At 67.1% G+C, this 22,930-nt stretch carries 20 protein-coding genes; 13 read left to right on the top strand and 7 right to left on the bottom strand.

What is annotated here, in order from left to right:
* Positions 1-19: 19 nt before the first annotated feature.
* Complete coding sequence (locus Q8K84_RS08290; protein ID WP_305282133.1) at positions 20-409, bottom strand: VOC family protein; 390 nt, start codon at positions 407-409, stop codon at positions 20-22.
* Positions 410-593: 184 nt separating this feature from the next.
* On the opposite strand from Q8K84_RS08290, the gene Q8K84_RS08285 reads away from it, so the two are divergent.
* Both Q8K84_RS08285 and Q8K84_RS08280 read left to right on the top strand, forming a co-directional pair.
* Positions 594-992, top strand: coding sequence for a hypothetical protein (locus Q8K84_RS08285; protein WP_305282132.1), 399 nt, complete (start codon positions 594-596; stop codon positions 990-992).
* A 188-nt stretch (positions 993-1,180) separates the two neighbouring features.
* A complete protein-coding gene (locus Q8K84_RS08280; protein ID WP_305282131.1) occupies positions 1,181-1,648 on the top strand; it encodes a hypothetical protein in 468 nt (155 codons plus the stop codon).
* Between the two features lie 16 nt (positions 1,649-1,664).
* Here the strand turns inward: Q8K84_RS08280 and Q8K84_RS08275 are convergent, their stop codons facing one another.
* On the bottom strand, positions 1,665-2,681 hold the full coding sequence (locus Q8K84_RS08275; RefSeq protein WP_305282130.1) for an aldo/keto reductase: 1,017 nt from the start codon (positions 2,679-2,681) through the stop codon (positions 1,665-1,667).
* Positions 2,682-2,867: 186 nt separating this feature from the next.
* Here Q8K84_RS08275 and Q8K84_RS08270 point away from each other — a divergent pair, with 186 nt between their 5' ends.
* Together Q8K84_RS08270 and Q8K84_RS08265 are read left to right on the top strand one after the other, a co-directional pair.
* Positions 2,868-4,034 carry a serine hydrolase gene (locus tag Q8K84_RS08270; RefSeq protein WP_305282129.1) on the top strand — a complete coding sequence of 389 codons (1,167 nt, stop codon included), beginning with the start codon at positions 2,868-2,870 and terminating at the stop codon, positions 4,032-4,034.
* Between the two features lie 133 nt (positions 4,035-4,167).
* A complete protein-coding gene (locus tag Q8K84_RS08265; protein WP_305282128.1) occupies positions 4,168-6,420 on the top strand; it encodes a TonB-dependent receptor domain-containing protein in 2,253 nt (750 codons plus the stop codon).
* A 21-nt stretch (positions 6,421-6,441) separates the two neighbouring features.
* Here Q8K84_RS08265 and Q8K84_RS08260 read toward each other — a convergent pair whose 3' ends face one another.
* Positions 6,442-7,065: a TetR/AcrR family transcriptional regulator gene (locus tag Q8K84_RS08260; RefSeq protein ID WP_305282127.1), complete on the bottom strand. Its 624-nt coding sequence runs from the start codon at positions 7,063-7,065 to the stop codon at positions 6,442-6,444.
* A gap of 62 nt (positions 7,066-7,127) precedes the next feature.
* Entirely contained in the window at positions 7,128-8,156 is a 1,029-nt protein-coding gene (locus Q8K84_RS08255; RefSeq protein WP_305282126.1) for a glutathione S-transferase N-terminal domain-containing protein, read from the bottom strand.
* A gap of 119 nt (positions 8,157-8,275) precedes the next feature.
* Between Q8K84_RS08255 and Q8K84_RS08250 the strand changes: the two genes are divergently transcribed.
* The 5 genes from Q8K84_RS08250 (at position 8,276) to Q8K84_RS08230 (ending at position 13,294) form a co-directional block, all read left to right on the top strand.
* Positions 8,276-9,301: a formylglycine-generating enzyme family protein gene (locus Q8K84_RS08250; protein ID WP_305282125.1), complete on the top strand. Its 1,026-nt coding sequence runs from the start codon at positions 8,276-8,278 to the stop codon at positions 9,299-9,301.
* A 20-nt stretch (positions 9,302-9,321) separates the two neighbouring features.
* Positions 9,322-10,416 (top strand): MBL fold metallo-hydrolase, encoded by a 1,095-nt coding sequence (locus Q8K84_RS08245; protein ID WP_305282124.1) that lies wholly within the window; start codon positions 9,322-9,324, stop codon positions 10,414-10,416.
* 94 nt (positions 10,417-10,510) lie between these two features.
* Positions 10,511-11,176, top strand: a complete 666-nt coding sequence (locus Q8K84_RS08240) for a hypothetical protein (protein WP_305282123.1) — start codon at positions 10,511-10,513, stop codon at positions 11,174-11,176.
* A 24-nt stretch (positions 11,177-11,200) separates the two neighbouring features.
* Positions 11,201-12,100, top strand: a complete 900-nt coding sequence (locus Q8K84_RS08235; protein ID WP_305282122.1) for a haloalkane dehalogenase — start codon at positions 11,201-11,203, stop codon at positions 12,098-12,100.
* Between the two features lie 111 nt (positions 12,101-12,211).
* On the top strand, positions 12,212-13,294 hold the full coding sequence (locus Q8K84_RS08230) for a DUF2855 family protein (protein WP_305282121.1): 1,083 nt from the start codon (positions 12,212-12,214) through the stop codon (positions 13,292-13,294).
* A 52-nt stretch (positions 13,295-13,346) separates the two neighbouring features.
* On the opposite strand, the gene Q8K84_RS08225 is transcribed toward Q8K84_RS08230, so the two are convergent.
* Entirely contained in the window at positions 13,347-14,999 is a 1,653-nt protein-coding gene (locus Q8K84_RS08225; RefSeq protein ID WP_305282120.1) for a sulfatase-like hydrolase/transferase, read from the bottom strand.
* Positions 15,000-15,168: 169 nt separating this feature from the next.
* On the opposite strand from Q8K84_RS08225, the gene Q8K84_RS08220 reads away from it, so the two are divergent.
* The 3 genes from Q8K84_RS08220 (at position 15,169) to Q8K84_RS08210 (ending at position 18,973) form a co-directional block, all read left to right on the top strand.
* The gene (locus Q8K84_RS08220) at positions 15,169-17,385 is read left to right on the top strand and encodes an arylsulfatase (RefSeq protein WP_305282119.1); all 2,217 of its coding nucleotides are present in this window, start codon (positions 15,169-15,171) and stop codon (positions 17,383-17,385) included.
* A 166-nt stretch (positions 17,386-17,551) separates the two neighbouring features.
* Complete coding sequence (locus Q8K84_RS08215; protein ID WP_305282118.1) at positions 17,552-17,959, top strand: DUF305 domain-containing protein; 408 nt, start codon at positions 17,552-17,554, stop codon at positions 17,957-17,959.
* An 81-nt stretch (positions 17,960-18,040) separates the two neighbouring features.
* Entirely contained in the window at positions 18,041-18,973 is a 933-nt protein-coding gene (locus Q8K84_RS08210; RefSeq protein WP_305282117.1) for a phytanoyl-CoA dioxygenase family protein, read from the top strand.
* Here the strand turns inward: Q8K84_RS08210 and Q8K84_RS08205 are convergent.
* Positions 18,970-21,042 carry a PAS domain-containing hybrid sensor histidine kinase/response regulator gene (locus tag Q8K84_RS08205; protein WP_305282116.1) on the bottom strand — a complete coding sequence of 691 codons (2,073 nt, stop codon included), beginning with the start codon at positions 21,040-21,042 and terminating at the stop codon, positions 18,970-18,972. The two genes, Q8K84_RS08210 and Q8K84_RS08205, sit on opposite strands and share 4 nt — an antisense overlap.
* Positions 21,043-21,422: 380 nt before the next feature.
* Between Q8K84_RS08205 and Q8K84_RS08200 the strand changes: the two genes are divergently transcribed.
* Complete coding sequence (locus tag Q8K84_RS08200; protein WP_305282115.1) at positions 21,423-21,899, top strand: response regulator transcription factor; 477 nt, start codon at positions 21,423-21,425, stop codon at positions 21,897-21,899.
* A gap of 124 nt (positions 21,900-22,023) precedes the next feature.
* Here Q8K84_RS08200 and Q8K84_RS08195 read toward each other — a convergent pair whose 3' ends face one another.
* Positions 22,024-22,866, bottom strand: coding sequence for a universal stress protein (locus Q8K84_RS08195; protein WP_305282114.1), 843 nt, complete (start codon positions 22,864-22,866; stop codon positions 22,024-22,026).
* Positions 22,867-22,930: the final 64 nt, after the last annotated feature.

Here is a 22,930-nt window from a genome sequence, read left to right as displayed (position 1 = left end):
GCCAGGGGCGTCTAGTGGCTTACGGCCGGTAGAGGGCGCACAGCTTGTTGCCGTCGGGATCGCGCACATAGGACAGGTGCAGCGCCCCCATGCCGCCTTCGCGCAGGCCCGGCGGGTCCTCGATGGAGACCCCGCCATGGGCCACGGCCACGTCGTGGAAGGTCTTCACCTGTTCAGGGCTGTCGCACTTGAAGCCGATGGTGCCGCCATTGCCGAAGCTGGCCTTCTCACCATTGATCGGCTCGCTGACGCAGAAGACCGAGCCGTTGTGGATATAGAACAGCCGCTTGTGCCCGGTGGGCGCCGCATTGGCCACCGGCTGCCCGGCCCCCAGCGTCGCCAGCACGGCGTCATAAAACGCCTTGGACCGCTCGATATCGTTGGTCCCGACCATGATGTGATTAAACATGTGTTTCCCCAGTCGCGCGCCCGCAGATGATGCCGCGGTTCGGCGCGGACGTTAGGGGCAAGGCGGGGGAGGCGTCTAGCGGGTGAAAACCGCGCGTCCGCTCCTAGGGGCCTTGCGTCAGCACGTTGATTTCAGATCGCAATCGTTTCGCCTATGGTCAGGCTGGAGCTGCGGAGTTGGGGCAATGAGACTTCGGATTGTGCTGCCTGTAGGTGCTGCTGCTGCGGCTTTGCTGCTGTCCGCGTGCTCTAGGAGCACGACTTCACTCCTATGCAAAGGAACGGTGCAGGAGGTCGGAAAACCTGAGACGCTTGTTCCCGTTGATGCCCTTGCAGCCAGCGTGACCAAGCACCCCTTCTACGTGACAGCATGGAGCAAGTCTTACGGCGAATTCCGGCTGACCGAACCCTACGCGCAATACTACTCAGACCTTGATGATCTCGGAGATCAGATTATTATCAGTGAACTTGGTAGCAAAGATTCCTCGGGCATATTCAACAAGATCAGTGGTCGCCTGATGTTGCATGCCGGGTCAGACCTCTTTGAGGTATCGTGCAAGGATGTCGCCCGCCTGATGCCCTGAGGTCAATGGCGGAAGAGGATGGGCTGAAACTGGGAACTGGGGACCCGTACAAAATTTTCCCGCTCGGCGTTGGTCTCTCCAGTCCTTCTTGCGCCCATATCTCCTGGCGTAAGCTAAGCTGTGAAATTGGTGTGTGTCCCTGATTTACAGCCGCTTGGCCTGACTTCAGCGGCATAGAGGGTTTGGCCGTGAACGATCTCTTTCAACGACTCCGCCGATGGTTCAGCCCGGCCGCATCAGGGGACCACGACGCCAAGGCGTTTGCTGACCAGCTTCTCCGAGAGGCGGGCTACGAGCCTAATCAGGGGGAGCCCCTCGGCCCTGACTGGTCGTATGTGGACTCACCGCAGAAGGCCAAGGCCCTGGTGGAGGAGGGCGTGCTGGTCGAGCTCCTGTTGCTGCCCGAAGAGTTCGGCGGACCCCGCGTGCCGGAGAACGTCGTCTATGTTCCGCCCTTCGTGGAGGAGATGAAGTATCGCACCGACATGAACATCATCCGCCCCCTGATCATGGACGGGATGGCCACCCAGTACACCGCCACGCCTGAGCATGTCGGCCCCTGCATGGTGCCGATCTCCATCCGGCTGGAGGCCACGGAGCCCGGCCAGTTCGCCTGCAACCTGGCCATCTGGGGCGCGGCGCTCCGCCGAGGCTGAGCGCCGGCTTCGCCCGTCACCCCATCGGGTACAGGATCTCCTTCGACACCTTGTCGATGGCCTTCATCACCTCGTCGCTCAGGGTCAGGTCCATGGCCGCCAGGATGTCGGGGAGTTGGTCTTCGTGGGTCGCGCCGACGATGGTGGAGGCGACGAAGTCGTGCTGCTTGCTCCAGGCGGTCGCCAGGGTGACCAGCGAGATGCCGGCCTCGGCGGCGATGGCGGCGAAGCGGTCGGTGGCCTCCAGGCTCCTGTCATTGACGAAGCGCTTGGCCATGGCCGCCTGACGTCCGCCCAGGTTCAGATAGTTGGAGAAGCGCGCGCCTTCGGGCCGGGCTCCGTCCTTGTACTTGCCTGACAGCACCCCGCCGGCCAGGGGCGAATAGGGGATCAGGCTGACGCCCTCCTGGCGGCAGGCCTGGGCCAGTTCGTCTTCGAAGCGGCGGTTGTTCAGGCTGAAATTGTTCTGGATGGTCTCATAGCGCACCGTGCCCTCGCGCTCGGCGACCGCGACTGATTTGGTCAGGCCCCAGCTGGTTTCGTTGGAGCAGCCGATGACACGCACCTTGCCGGCCTGGACCAGGTCATCGAGGGTGCGCAGGGTCTCCTCATAGCCGGTGCCGTGGTCGGGCCAGTGGGTCTGGTAGAGGTCGACATAGTCCACATCCATGCGGGTCAGGCTGCCCTCGATGGCGCGGGTGATGTTGTGGCGGTCGAGCGCGGTCATGCCGGCCCGCATGGAGCCCTTGATCCAGCCGTGGCTCGGTCCGCAGACCTTGGTGGCGACGATGACGGCGTCGCGGTTCTTGGTCTTCAGCCAGCGGCCGAAGATCTCCTCGGTGCGGCCGGCCCATTCGGGGCTGGGGGGCACGGGATAGTTCTCGGCGGTGTCATAGAAGTTGATGCCGGCCTCAAAGGACTTGTCGAGGATGCGGTGAGCCATGGCCTCGTCGGCCTGGCCGCCGAAGGTCATGGTGCCCATGCAGATGTCGGAAACGGCGATGGCGCTGCGGCCCAGTCGCTTGTTGCCCATGACGTTTCTCCCCAGTGGTGTGGTCAGGTTTCTGATTGGCCCCCGGGATAGCACCGCTTTGCGACGTCCCGCCACCCGCACGGCCAGGGCGCCGCAACGTCATGCGCCGCGGTGGCTGGCGGCCCGCGCGCAATGGGCTAGCTTGGCTGCAAAACAACATCAGGAAACGCTCGCATGACTCGCCCCATGACTCGGAAACTCGCCCTCGCCGCCGCAGTGGCCGCTGCTGGCCTGGCCGCCGCGCCCACCCTGGCCCAGGTTCCCCTCGACCCGGCCACGCCCAACTTCCTGATGTGGTCGCCGGAGCTGCAGAGCCGAGGCTACCGGACCATCGAGGACATCTTCCAGGTCAACACCATCGAACGCGGCGAGGCGGTCCGGCCGCTCTCCATGGCTGATCGCCAGATCGCGCCGACCTTCGAACATGACGGCCAGAGCTGGACGGTGGACTCCTATATGGCGGCGTTCAACGTCTCCGGCGTCCTGGTGCTCAAGGATGGCGAGATCCTGCTGGAGCGCTATGGCCTGGGCCGCCAGCCGGCCGACCGCTGGACCTCGTTCTCGGTGGCCAAGTCGCTCACCTCGACCCTGGTGGGCGCGGCCATCCAGGACGGCAAGATCGCGGGCCTGAACGCGCCGGTCACCGACTACATCCCCGAGCTGAAAGGCTCCGGCTATGACGGGGTCACCGTGCGCCAGCTCCTGATGATGAGCTCGGGCGTGAAGTGGAACGAGGACTACACCGACCCGAAGTCCGACGTGGCCAGCGCCGGCGCCACGCCCGCCGAGCCCGGCATGAACGCCATGGTCAGCTATATGCGCCGCCTGCCCAGGGCCCATCCGCCGGGCGAGGTGTTCAACTACAACACCGGCGAAACCGACCTGGCCGGCGTGCTGGTGGCCAAGGCCACCGGCAAGAGCCTGTCGGCCTATGCCTCGGAGAAGATCTGGAAGCCCTATGGGATGGAGCGCGACGCCATCTGGATGCTCGATCCCTCGGGCCTGGAGCGGGGGGGCTGCTGCATCTCCATGACGCTGCGGGACTATGGCCGCATGGGCCAGTTCATGCTGGAGGGCGGCATGGCGGGCGGCAAGGCGGTCCTGCCCGAAGGCTGGGTGGCTGAGGCCACCAGCGCCCAGATCGACAATGGCGAGGCCGGCTACGGCTATTTCTGGTGGATGAACCAGGACGGCGCCTATCAGGCCTCGGGCATCTTCGGCCAGTCAATCACCACCTACCGCGACGACGGCCTCGTCATCGTCATCAACTCCGCCTGGCCCCGGGCCACGGGCCAGGACCTCTCGGCGGCCCGCTCGGCCTTTCTCACCGCCGTGCATGGGGCGGCCAGGTAGAGGTGTCTGAGGACATCAACCCCCGATACTGACTCTGAAATTTCAGCGCCCGCCGTCATGCGATTGACTTGCAATCACGAGACGGCGGCGCTAGGGCGAATGCGAAGCGTTCTTATTCGCCCCTGGGGGATCCATGCCTGCTCACCGACTGACCGCCATGTTCTGCGGCGCCGCCGTCTCGGCCCTGTGCGCGGCGCCGGCCTGGGCGGAGGTTCTGGACGATGCGGGCGCGCCGCTGCTGGACGCGGTGCTGGTGACGGGCTCGACCACCGACGTGCGGGAAATCGGCGGCTCGGTGCAGGTGATCGACGCCGAGACGCTCTCGACCTTCGCCTATAGCGATGTGAGCCGGGTGCTACGCCAGGCGCCGGGGGTCTATCTGCAGGAGGAGGAGGGCTTCGGCCTGCGGCCCAATATCGGCATCCGGGGTTCGGGCTCCGACCGCAACAGCCGCATCGCGGTGATGGAGGACGGGGTGCTGATCGCCCCGGCCCCCTATGCGGCGCCGGCGGCCTATTACTTCCCGCGGATGACCCGCATCCACGCCGTGGAGGTCAGCAAGGGGCCCGCGGCGATCAAGTACGGGCCGCTGACCGTGGGCGGCGCGCTGAACCTGTTCTCGACCCCGATCCCGGATGTGGAGACGGGCGACCTGTCGGGTCGCCTCGATCTGCTGGGCGGCGACTATGGCGGACGCCGGGCCCTGGGCTCGGTCGGCGGCTGGGCGGCCCTGGGCGGCGGCTGGGAGATCGGCGGCCTGATCGAGGGGCTCTACGAGTCCTCAGACGGCTTCAAGGTCATCGACAGTGGCGGCGACACGGGCTTCGAGATCACCGATGGCCTGGTCAAGCTCGGTCTCCGCTCCGCCGACCGCCGCCACCAGTTGGAGGCCAAGTATCAGCGCTATGACGAGACCAGCCACGAGACCTATCTCGGCCTCACGCTCAGCGACTTCGCCCCCAGTCCCTATCGCCGTTACAATGGCGGCGGGGCCGACGTGATGAATGTCGACCACGAGACCTTCCAACTGACCCACCGCTTCCAGATCTCGCCCAATGTCAGCCTGACGACGCTCGCCTACCATCACGAGACGGCCCGGGCCTGGTACAAGCTCAATGACGTGCGCAACACGGCCAACACCGGCTGGGTGGGCATCAGCGCCGTGGTCGCCAACCCCGCCGCCAATCCTCTGCAGATGGCCGACCTGATCGGCGCGCCGGGCTATACGAGCCGGGCCGGGGCGCTGCGGGTGCGTAACAACAACCGGCAGTACGCCGCCAGCGGCGTGCAGAGCGTCGTCGCGGTGGATTTCCAGACCGGCGCCGTCGACCACGGCCTCGAATTCTCCGTCCGCCACCACCGCGACGAGGAAGACCGCTTCCAGCAGGACGACCGCTACACCATGGTGAACGGCCGGATGGTGCTGGCCTCGGCCGGCGCGCCGGGCAGCCAGGAAAACCGGCTGGGGGAGGCCAAGGCCTGGTCCTTCTTCCTGCGTGACGAAATGGAATTTGGCGCCTTCACCCTGACCCCGGGCCTGCGCTACGAGACCATCCGCCTGAAGCGCACCGACTGGGCCCTGACCGATCCGGCGCGCACCACCCTGACCCGCGTCACCCATACAGAGGCCGACGTCTGGATTCCCGGCGTCTCGGCCACCTGGCGGCTGAGCCCCGAGGTTCTGCTGCTGGCCGGCGCCCACCGGGGCTTCGCCAATCCTGGCCCCGGCTCCACCGCTGAGGCCGAGACCAGCTGGTCCTATGAGGCCGGCGCCCGCTGGAGCCGCGGCGGCTGGCAGGCCGAGGCCATCGCCTTCCTCAACGACTATGACAATCTGGTGGGGACCTGCACCGCCTCCACCGGCGGCGGCTGCAATATCGGCGACCAGTTCGATGGCGGCGCCGTCGAAGTGCGGGGACTGGAGGTCACCGCCTCCCATACCTTCGCCGACCTGGCGACCCGTGGCTTCGCCGTGCCGGTCTCGCTGGCCTACACCCTGACCGACGCGGAGTTCAAATCGAGCTTCGCCAGCGCCTATGGGCCCTGGGGCGCCGTCGCCGCCGGGGACGAACTGCCCTATCTGCCGGAGCACCAGCTGAACCTGTCGGTGGGTCTGGAACTGGCGCAGCTCAAGCTGACCAGCGGCTTCAACTGGGTGTCTGAGGCTCGGGAGAGCGCCGGCTCAGGCCCGATCGCCGCCGGTGAGAAGATCGATGAGCGTCTGGTGATCGACCTTGCGGCTGAATACGCCCTGACCTCGAACTTCGCCCTGTTCGCCACTGTGCAGAATCTGGCCGATGAGACCTACAACGTCTCGTTCTCGCCGGCCGGCGCGCGGCCAGGGGCGCCGCGCCTGGTCATGGCCGGGGTCCGCGCGAGCTTCTGACGGCCGCGAAAGGACCTCAGCTCAAATCGGTTCGATCAGACTGGCCACCGCGGTTTCCAGGGTCTCCACCACGCGCCGCGGGGAGAGGCCCTGGTCCCGCCTCAGGCGGTTCCAGGCCTCGAAGCTGAGCAGCATGTCCAGAGCTTCGAACCGGGCCCTGTCCTGGATAAGCTCCGGCGGGGCTTCCCGGCGCAGGATGTCCCGGGCCATGGCGGTGAACCGGGCATGGTCAGCGGCCAGAACCTGCGATCGCTGGCGGTGGATGTCGCCCGCCCGGCGGAACGGGGCGATCCGTTCGTAGACCGCCGCCCGGCGCTGCACGAGTTCAGCCATCCGGCCCCGCCAGTCCGCGCTCTTGAACGGCTGGCTGATGACCGCTTGCAGTTCAATCTCGATGACCGCGGACATCTCGCGATAGAGGCTGTCCATGTCGTTGAAGTGCCGGAAGACGGTGCGCAGGCCGACCTTGGCGCGGTCCGCCACCAACTCGGCCGCGGGCGAGGCCTCGCCCGCATGCACGAGCTCAAGCATGGCCTGGACAATGCGGGCGCGGCTGTCCTGGGAGCGACGGCGCCGCCCGTCCGACTCCGGCGCGCCCGGCGTGGGCGTCGAAACCTCTACCCCGATGACGCGGGGCGCGCTCACGCTTGAATGCTCTGCCCAATCATGGGGGCTGATTAGAACGCAGCGGGGATGTGCGCCAGAGGTCAGGTGAAAATCGCCGCCAGACCGCCCTGCCGCAGCAGCGGATCGACGGCGCTTCGGACGTCGTCGCCCAGCTTCGCATAGGAAGTACGCAGCCACTGCAGGCACTTAGCCTGGTAGGGGAAGGGCGACTGGGTCCAGGCCAGGCCATCGACCTCCGCGCGCACTTCAGTCGCGCCACGCGCCAGGGCCTGCGCGTTGGCCAGCATGACCGGGGCATAGACCCGGCCCATCTCAGCCAGCAGCGCCGCCAGGGTCTCCGGCTGGTCGGCCAGGGGCGTCCAGTCCCCGGGCTGCGGCTCCAGGCCAGAGGCGTCCTCCATCAGGCTGACCCAGGCGAAAACCCTGGGCGCGATCTTCAGGGTCAGGGCCATGGGCGTGGGGTCGAACTGGGCAAGCTGGGTCAGCTGACCATAGACCGCGAAATCGCTGGCCCCAGGCCGGCGCCCCAACAGATAGGGTTGGAGGGTCAGGTGGGCCTCGAACACCTCAAGGAACCGACGGTAACTGGCCTCGATCACCGGCCCGGTGACGGGATTGGAGCCGACCACAAAGAGCCGGTCGATCTGTCTGCGGCTGAACATCTCGCCCCGCCGGGCGAGGGTGTCATCGGGGATCGAAAGGCCCGACCAGGCCGGCAGGATTCGGGCGGCCCGGTCGACGTCCTCGGCATAGGCCCAGCGATAGTGGAACATGGCCTTGGTCAGCCACTCGTCCGCATAGTCCTCGATCAACTCGTCGAGGAAGGCGAGGGCTGGATCGGTCGGAATGACGGAACGTCCATCGTGCTCCCGTTCCAGGCGGCGGATCAGGGGGGTGGAGTCCACCACGGCCTGCAGGGTCCCGGTCTCGTCGGGCAGGTAGAAGGTGGGCAGCAGCCGCACCTTGGGCTGAGGCATGTCGGCGACCGCCTCGCTATTGGCCATCAGGTAAAGGTAGGGGATGCGCCGATACCGCAGCAGGGCCAGCATCTTGCGGGTGTAGGGCGAGCCGGGCGAACCGGAGAGGGCGATGGGCGGCCGGTCGGGCATCGGTCAGCTCCGCTTGATTTCAGCACGAACTATGCCAATAGTTACGAAGAGTGCAAGGCTCCTGGGAGGCGCGTTTGAGGCGGGACGACAGGCGGATAGGGTGGGTCGGCGGACGTCCTGTGACCCTAGGTCTTTCCCTGACGATCCTTGCTCTGGGCGGTTGCGGCCCAAAGGTCGAAGCGCCTAAGGCCTGCCAGTCCGATCTCGTCCTCTCTGACCCCGCGAGTCCCACCGACGGCATGGTGCGGCTGACCGGCGGGGTCTTCGCCATGGGGGCTGCGGGCGAGCATCCGGAGGAGGGGCCGCCGCGGCAGGTGCGGGTGGGGGACTTCTGGATCGATCAGACCGAGGTCACCAACGCAGCCTTCGCCCGCTTCGTCGAAGCCACCGGCCATGTGACCCAGGCCGAACGGCCGCTCTCCGCGTCTGACTATCCGGGCCTCAGCGACGCTGACCGCCAGCCGGCCTCCCTGGTCTTCGTGGGGGCGGGCGCAGCCGGGGGAAACCCCGCGGCCTGGTGGCGGATCATCCCCGGCGCCGACTGGCGTCACCCCGAGGGGCCCGGCAGTTCGATCAAGGGCAAGGAGACCTGGCCCGTGGTCCACATCGGGTGGGAGGACGCCATGGCCTATGCCCGTTGGCTCGGCCGCGACCTGCCGACCGAGGCGGAATGGGAATACGCCGCCCGCGGCGGCCTTTCTGGCGCCCGCTATGCCTGGGGGGATGATCCGGCGCCGAAGGATCAGCCGCTCGCCAATACCTGGCAGGGTGTCTTCCCCGTGGCCGACACCGGGGACGACGGGCACAAGGCCACGGCCGCGCCCGTGGGCTGCTTCCCGGCCAATGGCCATGGCCTCTACGACATCACCGGCAATGTCTGGGAGTGGACGTCGGACTGGTACCGTCCGGGCCTGCTGCCCGCCTCGGTGCTGGAAGAGGGCGGGCCGTCTCGCGCCATGTCCCGGGACCCCGACGAGCCGGGCCAACCCAAGCATGTGATCAAGGGCGGCTCCTTCCTCTGCGCCGACAACTTCTGTTTTCGCTATCGCCCCGCCGCCCGTGCGCCGGGCCCCCATGACAGCGGCGCTTCCCATGTCGGATTCCGCACGGTTCTGCGGATCCCGGCCGCCCCCGACCCCAGCTGACCCCCACCCGGAGCTCCGCTATGCGCTGGCCTGCCAAGCTCATCCTGATCCTGCTCGCGCTCGTTCTGGTCACCACAGGAGGGCTTTGGATGGCCCGGGGCGCCCTGGCGCTAGCCCTCATGGACCGGGTGATGGCGCGCAACATGGCGAGCGATCCCCTGGGCGACCTGCCTGACGGCTTGCATGTGGCCCTGTGCGGCGCAGGCTCGCCCATGCCCGACGTCACCCGCGGCGGCCCCTGCACGGCGGTGATCGCTGGCCAGCGACTGTTTATCGTCGACGTCGGTTCAGGCGCCAGCCGCAACCTGACCCTGATGAGCCTGCCGCCGGCTCGGGTGGAGGCCATCCTGCTCAGCCACTTCCACTCTGACCACATGGACGGCCTGGGGGAGCTGCTGATGCAGCGTTGGGCTTCCAGCTCGGCGGCCGCCTCGACCCCGGTCTATGGCCCCCCGGGCGTCGAGACCGTGCTGGACGGGTTCGCCCAGGCCTACAGCCTCGACCGTGGCTACCGGATCGCCCATCACGGCCCCGAGGTCACGCCCCCCACTGGCTATGGCGCCACGGCGCGCGCCTTCGAGATCCCGGAGGGGCAGACCAGCCTGGTGATCCTCGATGAGCCTGATCTGAAGATCACCGCCTTCCGGGTGAACCACGATCCCATCGAGCCGGCGGTCGGCTACCGCTTCGACTACAAGGGCCGCAGCGCCGTGCTCAGCGGCGACACCACGCCCTCGCCCGTGGTGGAGGCGCAGGCGACGGGCGCTGACCTGTTGGTTCACGAGGCCCTGTCCATCGACCTGGTCAACCGCCAGCGCGCGGCGGCCGAGGCGGCGGGCCGCGGCAATCTCGCGCGGATCTTCAGCGACATCACCGACTATCACACGACCCCCGAACAGGCCGCCCAACTGGCGCAGCGGGCGGGCGTGAAGTTCCTGCTGCTGAACCACATCGTTCCGCCCCTGCCGATCCGCGCCCTGGAAGGCCCCTTCCTGGGTGAGGCCCGCCAGCAGTTTTCCGGGCCGGTGAGGGTCGGCCGGGACGGGGATCTCATTTCCCTGCCGGCCGGAAGCGATGAGGTGCGCCGGACCCGGCGGATGAACGCCCAGCGCTGAACGAGCCCCGCCGCAAGGCGGTTGCCAATCCCGAGCAGGCGAATATAATGGCACTAGTCGTGTCAATATAAGCGGCGCGGCGGGGGGTGTGGTGATGGCGATCTGGATGCTGCCTTGGGGCCTCGCCCTTCTGGCCTACAACCTGTTCCTGGCCTGGTACGTCAATTGGCGCGGCCCCCTGTCGAAGGCTGAGGTTCAGTCGGCCCTGGCCGATCTGATCGCCACCGGGCTGGCGTTGGACGGGCGCAATGACCTTGCGACCCTGAAAGCCTTCCTCGAGGCTGACGACGGCCGTGAGTTCTTCATGCTCAACCTGGTGCGGATCGCCCCTGGCGAAATTCCTGACCCGGTGAGCGGCCAGCCAAAACCGGCCCGTGAGGTGATGGGCGGCTATACCCGCATGTTCCTGCCAGCCCTGTTCGCCCGGGCCGGCCACCCGGCCATCGTCGCGCGCAAGATCGGCGGCTATTTCGACGCCTGGGGCGTGGAGGCCGATCCCGGCTGGTCGATCCTCGGCTACATGCGCTACCGCAGCCGGCGGGACCTGGCGGCCCTGGTGGTCGATCCCCGCTTCGCCGGCGCCCACGCGTTCAAGTTCGCGGCCATGCCGCAGACCTACTCCTTTCCCGCTCAGCCCCAGATCATGACCCTGGCCGGCCCCAAGGTCTGGGTCGCGCTGGCCCTCGCCCTGGCCGCGGCCCTGAGCCACCTGGCCATACTTCACGCTCAACTCGCCTCGCCCCCGATCCTCGCCGGCTGACGCCACCGGCTCCTGGAGACCGCCATGAACGTCCTGCGCACCCCTGACGAGCGCTTCGCCGACCTGCCCGACTTCCCGTGGGCGCCGCACTACCTCACCATCCAGGACGCCGATGGGACGGATATCCGTATCCACTATGTGGACGAGGGCCCGCGGGACGCCGAACCGATCCTGCTGATGCATGGCAATCCCACCTGGGCCTATCTGTACCGCAAGATGATCCCTGGCCTGCTGGCGACCGGGCGCCGCGTCATCGCCGTGGATCTGGTCGGCTGCGGACGTTCGGATAAGCCGGCCAACAAGGCCGACTACACTCTGGCCCGCCACTACGACTGGATGGGCCAGTGGCTGAGCGCCATGGACCTGCGCAACATCACCCTCTTTTGCCAGGACTGGGGTGGCACCATCGGCCTCTATCTGGTGGCCCAGCATCCCGAGCGGTTCGACCGGGTGGTCGCGGCCAATACGGGCCTGCCGATCGGCGATGGCGAGAGCGACTTCATGAAGATGTGGGTCGGCATGATGAATGCGGCCACGGCCTTTCCCTGGCCCATGCTCGACCAGGGCATGGAGAACAAGCTGAGCGAGGCCGAGCGCGCGGCCTATCTCGCCCCCTTCCCCTCATCGGACTACGAATGGGGCCTGATCTCCTTCCCCCTGCTGATCGCCGTTCAGCCGGACAATCCCGGCGTGCCGCTGAACAAGGACGCCTGGGAAAAGCTCTGCCGCTTCGAGAAGCCCTTCCTGACCCTGTTTGGGGAACTTGATCCGGTGGCCAAGGGCTGGGAGGTGCGCGCCCAGGCCAGCATTCCCGGGGCTAAGGGCCAGCAGCACCAGATCATCCCCAAGGCTGGCCACTTCATCCAGGAGGACTCCGCAGATGAGTTGGTCGCCGCCGTTACAGCCTTTCTGGCGGTCGGCTAACCCACGACGGGGCCGAGGCGGCGCCGATGACGCGCCTAGACGATGGTTGCCCTGGCCACCTCTGCCGTGGTCTTCCTGCGGCGTCCACATCCTGCTGGAAAGGTCGCGCCGATGATCACCCAACTCCAGCTGCGCCGTGACGCGCTGACCGAAAGCCGCCTCGTGCAGCTCCCCGACCCCGAACTGGCGGTTGGGGAGGTGCTGGCGGCCATCGACCGGTTCGCGCTGACCGCCAACAATGTCAGCTACGCCCTATCGGGCGACACCATCGGCTACTGGGGCTATTTCCCGGCGCCTGAGCCCTGGGGCCTGACGCCGGTCTGGGGCTTTGCCGATGTGGTCGCCTCGCGCCATCCGGACCTGCCGGTGGGGGAGCGGATCTACGGCTTCTTCCCGACCGCCTCGCATGTGGTCCTGGCGCCAGACACCGTGGGCGCCAGGGGTTTCGTTGACGCGGCCCCGCATCGGGCCGACCTGCCAGCCTTCTATAACCACTACCAGCGAACCACCGGCGAGCCCGCGGCGATGCAGGCGCTGGAGGACCAGCGGTGCCTGCTGCTCCCCCTGCTGGGCACCGGCTACCTGCTCTATGACTATCTCCTCGACAACGCATTCTTCGGCGCCGAGCAGGTGCTGGTGGGCAGCGCCTCGTCAAAGACCGCCATCGGCCTGCTCAACATGCTGGCCCGCCATCCGGCGCCGCGGCCGCGGGTGATCGGCCTGACCTCGCCGGGCAACAGGGCGTTCGTGGAGGGCCTTGGCCTCTGTGACCAGGTCGTCGCCTATCAGGACATCGACAGCCTGGACGGCGCGATCCCCTCGGCCTTTGTGGATATGGCCGGCGACGGCGCGGTGATCAGCGCCATTCACAAGCGGTTTGGTCCGCAGCTGAAACTGAGCTGCGCAGTAGGGGCCACCCACTGGGACCAGCCCCGCTCAACCGGCAAGGTGGACGGCGCGCCCTCGCACGACTTCATCTTCATTCCCGCCCATATCGCCAAGCGTGACGGCGATCTCGGCCCGGGCGTGATCCAGCGCCGCACCCAGGTGGAGACCTTGCGAATGGTTGAGGAGCTGAAGGGGCGCCTCGCCCTGCACCATGTCTCCGGCCCCGAGGCGGTGCGCGCGGCCCTGGGCGACCTGATCGCGGGCCGCACCCCGCCCACCGTCGGCCTGATCGCCAGCCTGGGCTGAGGCTGGCCCTCCTGAGGCTAGACCTATTGGCGCGCAGCGTTCGGCCGGTCGATCAATTCGGCCAGTAGACGAACTCATCGGCCTCGGTGGCGGGATCGGCGAGAGTCTTGTCGACCATCACCGGGACTGAGCCGACATTGGGGAATAGAGGGCCTCGGCCAGCCGCCTGGTGCGCCGCCAGCAGGGCCTTCAGCTCGGCGACCTTCTGGGGATTGGCCTGCGCCAGATTGGTCTGCTCCGTGGGATCAGCCCCGAGGTTATACAGCCAGTCCTTCTGGGGTTTCTCAGAGGTCTGCAGCTTCCAGCCCTTGTGCAGGACGGCGCGGTAGTAGCCGCTTTGCCAGAATAGGGTCTCGTGAGGCGCCTGCGCGGGTCGTGGGCCGGTGATCCACGGCAGCAGGTCGACCCCGTCGATGATCCGGTCGGTGGGGGCGGCGGCGCCGGCGGCCGCGGCCAGGGTGGGCATCAGGTCGATGTGGGCCACTGGGTCGCCCAGGACCGTGCCGGGGGCGATGCGGTCAGGCCAGCTCATGAACATGGGCACGCGAAGGCCGCCCTCGAAGAAGGTCAGCTTCCAACCGCGGTAGGGGGCGTTGACCTCAGGCAGGCCGATATAGCCTGCGCCGCCATTGTCGCTGGTGAAGACCACGATGGTGTTGTCGGCCAGGCCCTGGGCCTCCAGGGCCGCCATGATCTGGCCGACGCTGCGATCCAGGGCCAGCATCATGGCCCCATAGACCCGCAGCCGATGGTCCTTGATCTCGGGCAGGGCGTCATAGTCGGCGCGGGTGGCCTGCAGGGGCGTATGAATGCCCCAGTGGGCCAGATAGAGCAGGAACGGCCGATTGCGATTGGCCTCGATCACCTTGATCGATTCCTCGGTGTAGTAGTCGGTGAGGTAGCCGCGCGGCGCGAACATCGGCCCGCCATTGAACTTGGCGGCGGCCTGCATCCTGGCCCACAGGAATTTATCGATCGGGTCGAAGTCGACCTTGGCGTTGACCACATCGGGGTGGTTCTCCGGCAGATAGAGGCCGCTGGCCATCAGCAGGCTTTCGTCGAAACCCTGCGCATTGGCGTTGAACTCCTCGGTGTCGCCCAGATGCCACTTGCCGATGTGGACGGTGTGATAGCCGCGGGTCTTGAGCACCTCAGCCAGGGTGATCTCGCTGCCCGGCAGGCCTTGCTCGACCATCGGCGGGGTCTCCCGCGCGGCCTTGGCGTCCCGCAGCATGGGGTGGGGGCGGGAGCCGTCATTATAAAACATCTCCACGATGCGGGCCATGCCGTCCGGAGTTGGGGTGAACTCAAAGCCGTGCCGGGTCGCATACCGTCCGGTCATGATCATGGCCCGGGAGGGCGCGCAGGTCGCCTGGCCCGCATAGGCCTGGCTGAGATTGGCGCCCCGGGCCGCCAGGGCGTCGATGTGTGGCGTCTTCACCAGGCCGCCAGCTATGCCGCCCCCGAACGTACTGATGTCGTTGATGCCCAGATCATCAGCCAGGATGACGATCACATTGGGGGGCCGCGCGCCTGCTGGCGCCGTGTCTGGTCCCCTGGCCCAGATGATCTCCTGGTTCTCGGCGATCTCCTGCTTGCCCAGATTGCCCACCAGGAACAGGACGATGGACTTGTAGTTGGCGAGGCCGACGCCGATGGCCACCAGAACGGCGAGTCCCACCCCAATCCAAATTTTGCGCGACATGGACGGCCCTCCCCGAGCCTTAAAGTTTTGGCACGATACGCGCCATTGTCTCTGTGACTCAAGCCCCTAGAGCCAGGACCGTCAGAGGGACCAGCGCGCGAGCGCCCACGCCTTGCATAAATTGGCAGTTGTCGTGCATATACATCTGGCCAGATTCAGGGGGCCGACCATGTCGAGCGACAGGAATGCGGAGCGGCGGGGGCCGCGGCGCTCAATGGCTGGGCTGTTGGCCGGCCTTCTGGTCCTCGGCGCAGGCCTGCTCAACCATCCCGCAAACGCCCAGGTGGCCGGCCCCCAGGGGGCCGGCGGCCAACCCAACATCGTCCTCATCCTGGTTGACGACGCCGGCTATACCGACTTCGGCGCCTACGGAAGCGAGATCGCCACCCCGACCATCGACGCCCTGGCCGCCCGGGGCGCGCGCTTCTCGAACTTCCACGCCACGCCCATGTGTGCGCCATCGCGGGCCATGCTGATGACTGGTCTGGACAGCCACACCGCCGGCGTCGCCAACCTTCCGGAGACCACCCCGCGCGCCCATCGTGACCTGCCGGCCTATCAGGGCCGTCTGGCCCCCGGGGTCGAGACTGTGGCCACCCGCCTTAAGCAGGTCGGCTATCGCACCTACATGGCCGGCAAGTGGCACCTGGGCCACGGACCGGGCGACCTGCCCGACGCCCACGGGTTCGACCGCTCCTTCGCCCTGGACGCCACCGGCGGCGACAACTGGGATCAGAGGTCCTACTTCCCGCTCTACGCCAAATCCCCCTGGTTCGAGGATGGCAAGCCCGCGACCCTGCCCAAGGACTTCTATTCCTCGGAATTCCTGGTCGACCAGATGATCGCCTATATCGGCGACGGGAGCCGGGAGGCCGCGCCCTTCTTCGCCTATCTGCCCTTCCTGGCGATCCACATTCCGGTTCAGGCGCCTGAGGCCTTTGTCCGAAAATATGAGGCCGCCTACCTCGAGGGTTGGACCGTCCAGCGGGAGCGGCGGCGCCAAGGCGCGGTGCGCACCGGTCTTATCGCGGCTGACACGCCCATGGGTCCGCCGCCGCGCAATGTCGCTGACTGGAACGCCCTGTCTCCGCAAGATCAGGCTCTGGCCGCGCGGTCCATGGCGATCAACGCCGGCATGCTGGAGGCCATGGATCACCACCTGGGTCGGCTGGTGGATCATCTGCGGGCGACGGGCCAGTACGACAATACGCTGTTCGTCGTGCTCTCCGACAATGGGCCGGAGGCGGGCGACCCCCTGGCCGAACCCCTGTTCCGTCTGTGGCTTCGCCGACAGGGCTATGTCTATGGGGCCGAGATCAACGGCGGACCTGGAACCTATGCCGCCATTGGTCCGGGATGGGCGAGCGCCGGCGCCGCCCCCGGGGCGCTCTACAAGTTCTACGCCGGGGAGGGCGGGCTACGCGTGCCCCTGATCATGGCGGGCCCTGGCCTGCCCGAAGGCCAGACCGTGCGGGCCTTCAGCATCATCTCCGATATTGCCCCGACCCTGCTGGACCTGGCGGGCGGCGAGCAGCCGGCCCTGCACGGCCGCAGCCTGATGGGGCTCCTGCGCGGTGCGGCCGACCGGGTCTATGGCCCCGACGAGGCCGTAGGCCTTGAAGCGGCCGGAGACAGCGCCCTGTTCAAGGGCGACTACAAGCTCACGCGCAACGCTGGCGCCTGGGGCGATCCGGCCTGGCGGCTCTATGACATCGTCCGTGATCCCGGCGAGACCACCGATCTCGCGGTGGCTCAGCCTGAGCGGGTGGCGGCCATGCTGGCCGACTATCAGGCCTATGCAAAGGCCGTGGGCGCCGCTGAAATTCCCGAGGGCTTTTCCGCTGATCGGCAGATTGCGCTCAACCTCGCCGCACATATCCTGGCGGACTTCCGCGCGCCGCTTCTGATCGGACTTGGCCTCCTGGTGCTGCTCGTCGTCGCGGCGGCGCTGGGTTGGCGACGCTACGCCCGGGGCGAGCCTGAACGGGCCGCGCGCCTCGGCCGCGCGATCGCCCGGGGGCTGCTCGGCCTGGTGGCCCTGCTGATGCTCGCAATCGCTTTGCGAGTCTGGACCCAGCCTCTGATCTTTGCGGCCACCCTGGGGCTCGGGGCTGACGGGCCATTGGGGCTGGCCAGCCTGCGGGCGGATCTGGGGGGCTTCTTTGGGGCCGGCGGCCTTTTCGCCCTGCTGGCGGCGCTAAGGTCTGACCGCCGGTGGCTGGCGCCGGCGTTGATCCTCCTGGGCTTGGCGCTCACCGGGCGGGTCATCAGCCTGATCGCCTCTGGGGGTGGGGTTCAGCAGATCCCGCCCATGGTGGTCGAGGCGGTGCTGATCGCGATCCTGTTCCTCGGCTGGCGGCTCCTGCGGCCTCGAACCCTCAGCTAGAGCGCCTTTCCAAAAATTGGCGCCGGACTTCCAGGTTGCGCGTTCCGCCCTTCAGCAACAGAAGGAGGTCCGCCGTGAGCTATCTGCGATTTGGCGCCATGATCGCCGCCTCGACCCTGATCATGTTCGTCCTCATGTACTGAACACCTACGCTTTTGACCACGTGTTGTTCAGCCAGACCCGCGCTTACATGGCCCTGGTCATGGGGGCGGCGATGGCGATCGTCATGCTGCTCTTCATGTTCGGCATGTATCCCAACAAGGGGATGAACCTGGCCATAACCGCGGGGTCCCTGGTCGTGTTCGCCGCCGCCCTATGGATGGTCCGCAGCCAGACCGGCGTCGGGGATGTGGCCTATATGAAGGCGATGACGCCGCACCACTCCATTGCGATCATGACCAGCGAACGGGCCCACATCCGCGATCCGAGGGTTCGGGCCCTGGCGGACGAAATCCTGGCCGCCCAGGTGCGTGAGATTGAGGAAATGAAAGCCCTGATCGACGACCTGGAAGAGAACCCGCCTCCCGGCCAAGCGCCCATTCTGGCGCCGCGTCGACCACCGGCTGGCGGCTGAACCGGCGTAGCGCAGACATAGGGTTAACCCGATCTTCAGGGCGCGGCGGCGAGACTCACCTGTGCTATTTGGGGAGGCCCCATGACCGCCGTCCGCGCCCCTGCGCCCGTCGCTCCACACCCCGCCATCGCCGATTTCATCCAGGACGGCGCCCACGTCTTCGACGACTTGGTCGATCCCGCTGCGGCCGCCGCCCTGCTGGCGGATATCCGCGCGACCCGTCCATTCGACCACCGCCTGTTCCTGAGCGAGGTCGAGTTTGACGCCGACCCCCAGCATGTGGGGGTCAATCCGCGCCCCGGCCGCAATCTTCTTGAACGGTTCGAAGATCGCCTCGGATTTGTCGAACAGGCTCCCCACATCGCCGGGGCGCTAGAGGCTCTGCTGGGCCAGGGCTATGAGCTGCTCAATCGCAAGGTGGTCTGCGGCGTGCCCCAGACCTCTGTTCCGGCCTGGCTGCGGGCGCGGATTCTCGGCAACCCGGTGAACAATCTCGGCGCCTATATCCGCCCGGAATATCGGGACGTGACCTATTTCTACGGCATCGATTTCCACCAGGACCTGATCGACTATCGTGACCGCCAGGCCGATTTCCTGACGCTCTACGTCTATCTGCACCCGGTCAGCCGCCTGGATGCGCCGCTCTTCCTGCTCACCGGGTCGCACCAACTGGGCGGCACCGTCTTCCCCCATGACCTAACCCACAACGGACCCGAATCCTGGACTTACCGCGACGGGCGCGGGGGGGAGGCGGCGGTCACCCAGCGGCTGCTGACCGGGCCGGCCGGATTTGCCGCCATCTGGCATGCCTGCACCCTGCACGGGACCCAGCCTGACGCCGCTGATCACGAGCGGATATCCCTGCGCTACCTGCTCGCCCGGGGCCCTGGGCCTGCGGGCCTGAATCAGGTGAATGCGGCCCTTAAGGGCCCTCTCGCCCTGCCGCAGACCCGCCTCGACCTCGCGTCTGATGGCAAGGCGGTGGTCAAGGGCAATACCGTCAACCAGGTTTAGGCGACCAGATTTAGAGCGGCGGCCATGACCTCCAGCAGTTCGGCGGCCCGGATCGGCTTGGCGACGAAGCCGGTCATGCCGGCCTGCAGGCAGGCTTCGACCTCGTCAGGCGCCGCATTGGCCGTCACCGCCACGATCGGCACCGTCCCCAGGGGCGCCGGCAGCTGGCGAATGAGGCGGGTCGCTTCCAGACCGTCCATCCGCGGCATGTTGACGTCCATCAGCACCAGGTCGTAGCCGCCCCGCCCTACCGCCTCCAGAGCGGCGACCCCGTCCTCTACGCAGTCGAACCGCAGGCCCGCCTCCTCAAGGATGATCGAGGCCACCAGGCGATTGAGAGGGTGATCCTCGGCGACGAGGATCTTCGGGTCGAAAACCCGCTCGCGGGCCTCTGCGTCCAGCGGCGCGACTGCTGGCGGAGGAGCCCCCGCCGCCGCCGGCGCCAGGGGCATGGGCAGCTCCACCACAAAACAGGCGCCCCCCGACCTTGCGGGCTCCACCCAGATCCTTCCACCCATGAGCATGGCCAGCTCCCGGCATATGGCCAGGCCCAGGCCTGCGCCGCCGTGGCGCCGTGTGCGTTCGGAATCGGCCTGGACGAAGGGCTGGAACAGCCGCTCGCGGTCTTCCGGCGCGACGCCTGGCCCGCTGTCGATGACCTCGAACCGCAGTCTGTCGGTGCGGCCCACAGGTCTCGCCTTCAAGGTGATCGCGCCGCTGTCGCTGAACTTGATGGCGTTGTTGATCAGATTGGACAGGATCTGCCGCAGGCGTTCGGGATCCCCGATCCGCAGGGCGGTCATGGCGCGGGTGTTCAGCTGCAGCTGCAGACCCTTCGCCTCGGCAGCGAACCGCCAGACTTCGGCCACCGCCCCAATGGCGGCCCGCGGCCTAAAGACCTTTGGCTCAATCTTCAACTGGCCGGACTCGACCCGCGACAGATCAAGGACCTCGTTCAAAATTGAAAGAAGACCTTGGCCGGAAGAGGAGATGATCTCCACAAGCTCCTGGTCCGCCGCCGCCAGGTCCCGCCGCCCCAGGGCCTCTGAGACGGCGAGGATTCCGTTCAGCGGTGTCCGAAGTTCATGGCTCATGGTGGCCAGGAAACGGGACTTGGCCTGGTTGGCCCGCTCAGCCTCGGCCCGGGCTGCGGCGTTGTCTGCGGCCAAGCGTTCCAAAGCCAGCTTCTGGGACTCCAGGCCCTGGCTCAGGCCCTGCAGTTCGTGAATCTTGTGGCGCAGGGCGGCATTGGCCGCGCGCAGGGCTTCGTCCTTCTCCAGCCTCTGGCTGATGTCCCGGCAGACCCCGATGAATTTGCGCTCGCCAGCGATAAAGGCCTCACCGACAGACAGTTCGATGGGCAGTCTCTCGCCGTCTCGCCGCAGCAGCGGAAAGGGGCGCGGCCCGACATTCAGGATGCCGCTTGTGCCGTATTCAAGGTATCGCTCGATCTGCCCCTGATGGCTGCTGCGATAGGGCTCATCCATCAACACGGTGATCGGCCCGCCGACAAGGTCTTCGGCCGGCCAGCCGGTCAGCTGTTCAGCAGCGGCGTTGGCCAGCTCGATCTGTCCCTCGGTGTCGATGACGAGAACCGCGTCCGCCGCGTGGCTCAGAATGGCCCGCAGCCGATCCTCAAGGGCGACCAGACGGGCGCGGCTGTGGAGGCGCTGGGTGACGTCCTCGATGGTGAGCACCACCCCGGCGGGCCCGGAGCCGTCCCCCTGGCATCGGGGCAATATGGCGAGTTTCAGGGATCGGGCATGAGCGTCGGATGCGAAGGCGAAAGTGAGAGTCCCGGGCCGTCCGTTCAGGGCCTCAGCGATCAGCGGCTCAAGTCGCTCCAGGTCGCTGGGGCTGAACAGATTGCGCAGGCTGGCTCCGGCGGGGCAGGGGGCCGAGCCGGCCGCGCCGCCTGGCACGGCGCAGGCGCCGCCGACGAACCGCAGCCCCGCATCAAAGTCCAGCACCATGAAGGTGAAGTCTGACCGCAGAAAGTCGCTGACCAGCAAGTCCTGCACGTCCGCCGGTTGAGGCGTACGATCGCCTGGGTCCAACGCTTGGCTCATGATGGCTCTCAATTCCCTCGGGAATTGAGCCTTTCCCAGTTTGAGCCGACGATAAATCCCGCCCTATGGCCAGTCCTACGGCTCGCGACCTGAAAAGGCCCTTCCGGATGGCGGAGCCTGCGCCAGATGGTCCTGGCCGGCCGGCCAGGTGACGTAGATCAAGGATATCCGTACTCAAAGTGAGCACTGATCAGTTGAGCGCCCCCGCGCTCGCGCAGAACGGGTAGACTATTTTGAACGACCTTAGAGTTGCCATCGTCAGCCGTCAGCCGGTGTGTCGCGGTGCGCTGGCCACGTTGCTAAGGGCGGAGCTCAAGGACGTCTCGGTTATCGAGGCCTTGGTGCTCTCAGAGCTGGACGTGTCTGCGCCAATTCATCTCATGATTGTAGATCCGATTTCATCGCCAGATCTGGCGGACATTCTGATTGAGTCTGCTGGTGTCGCTGCTGATCGTCGTCTCCTGATGGTGCCGGAGCGTGATCTGGCCGTGGCGCGCCGCGCCCGCGCCCACGGCTTCGCGGGAATTCTGCCAAGGACCGACGAGGCGCCGCTGATGATGGCGGCCATCCGCCTTGTCCTGGCGGGCGGTGAGTATTTCCCGTGTTTCGAGGAGGTCGAGCCCCCCCTGGGGGCCGCGGCTTCGGGTCCGGTGGAGCGTCTGTCGAAGCGTCAGCGCGAGGTGCTTGAAGAAATGCGGTTGGGGCGCACCAACAAGGAGATTGCTAAAACCCTTGGCATCTCCATCGCCACGGTGAAGCTGCATGTTCAGGCGGTGCTGGGGGCGGCGGGCGCCCGCAATCGCACCGAGGCGGTCACGCGCCTGTCCCAAGGGGTGCTGGTCAGGGTCGAAGACTGAGCCTCAGGGACGGCGCGTCCCTAGAGCATGATGCGATCAGACGGCACCGTCTGATCGTTGAACCATGCTCTAGATTCAAGGGAATGCGGAGCGCGCTCTGGGGCTTGCTCCATCAAGGCCGCGCTTAGTGGCTGAGCAGCAGATGGCGGGTCGGCTCATCCATCAGGGTGCGCGTCACGCCGCCGAACACCCATTCACGCAGCCGGCTCTGGCCATAGGCGCCGGCGATGATGAGGTCGGCGTCGATCGCCTGGGCGGCGTTGTTGAGCTCTCCGACAACGCCGGAATCCGGCGCGACGCTGAGCTGAGCCTTGGCCTTGACCCCTCTCCGGGCCAGATAGGCCAGAACATCGTCGACCTGTCGCTGGACGGCTGCGGCCTCATCCTGGCTGCAGACCGCCACCACCACCACCTGCTCGGCGCGCTGCAGGAAGGGCACGCCGTCCTGGAGGGCGCGGCGGGCTTCTCGGGTGTCCTTCCACGCCAGGACTACGGCGCGGCCCTTCAAGGGGACAGCCTTGTCCGGAACGACCAGAACAGGGCGCCCGCTGCGCATGACGACTTCGGCGGGATCGGCGGCGCGGTAGTAGTTGGTCTGGGGATGGGCGCTCACCACCACGATGTCACAGGTGCGGGCGACCGAAGCCAGGGCCCGGGCCGGCATTTCCCGCATGGCGCGCCACTCGTGCTCGACCCCTCCGGCGTCCCGGGCGAAGGCCTCGCCTGCAGCGGTCAGGTCGTCCTCGATCTGCTTGTTCATGGCCACGACCCACTCAGCGGTGTTCACGCCGCCATAGGGACTGGCCACCAGGGGCTGGGCCATCTCTGCGCCCAAGCCAATCAGCCGGCATCCCATGCTGCGGGCCAGAGCGGCGGCGACCTCGACTCGCTCGCGGGAAGCCTCCCCCGGCTCGACATGTACAAGAATGCCGCCCAGGGCGGCGGTGTCGGCGGAGATCTCAGACATGGCGACTTCCTCAGCGATTGGGGCTCAACGGCCCATCTGGCACCAGGATAGGTCCAGGCCGTCG

Origin of the sequence: Phenylobacterium sp. (assembly GCF_030679875.1) — a bacterium.
Classification (GTDB): Bacteria; Pseudomonadota; Alphaproteobacteria; order Caulobacterales; family Caulobacteraceae; genus Phenylobacterium.
Note: the sequence above shows the minus strand (reverse complement) of the source record. Positions and strands in the feature narration are given on the sequence as shown.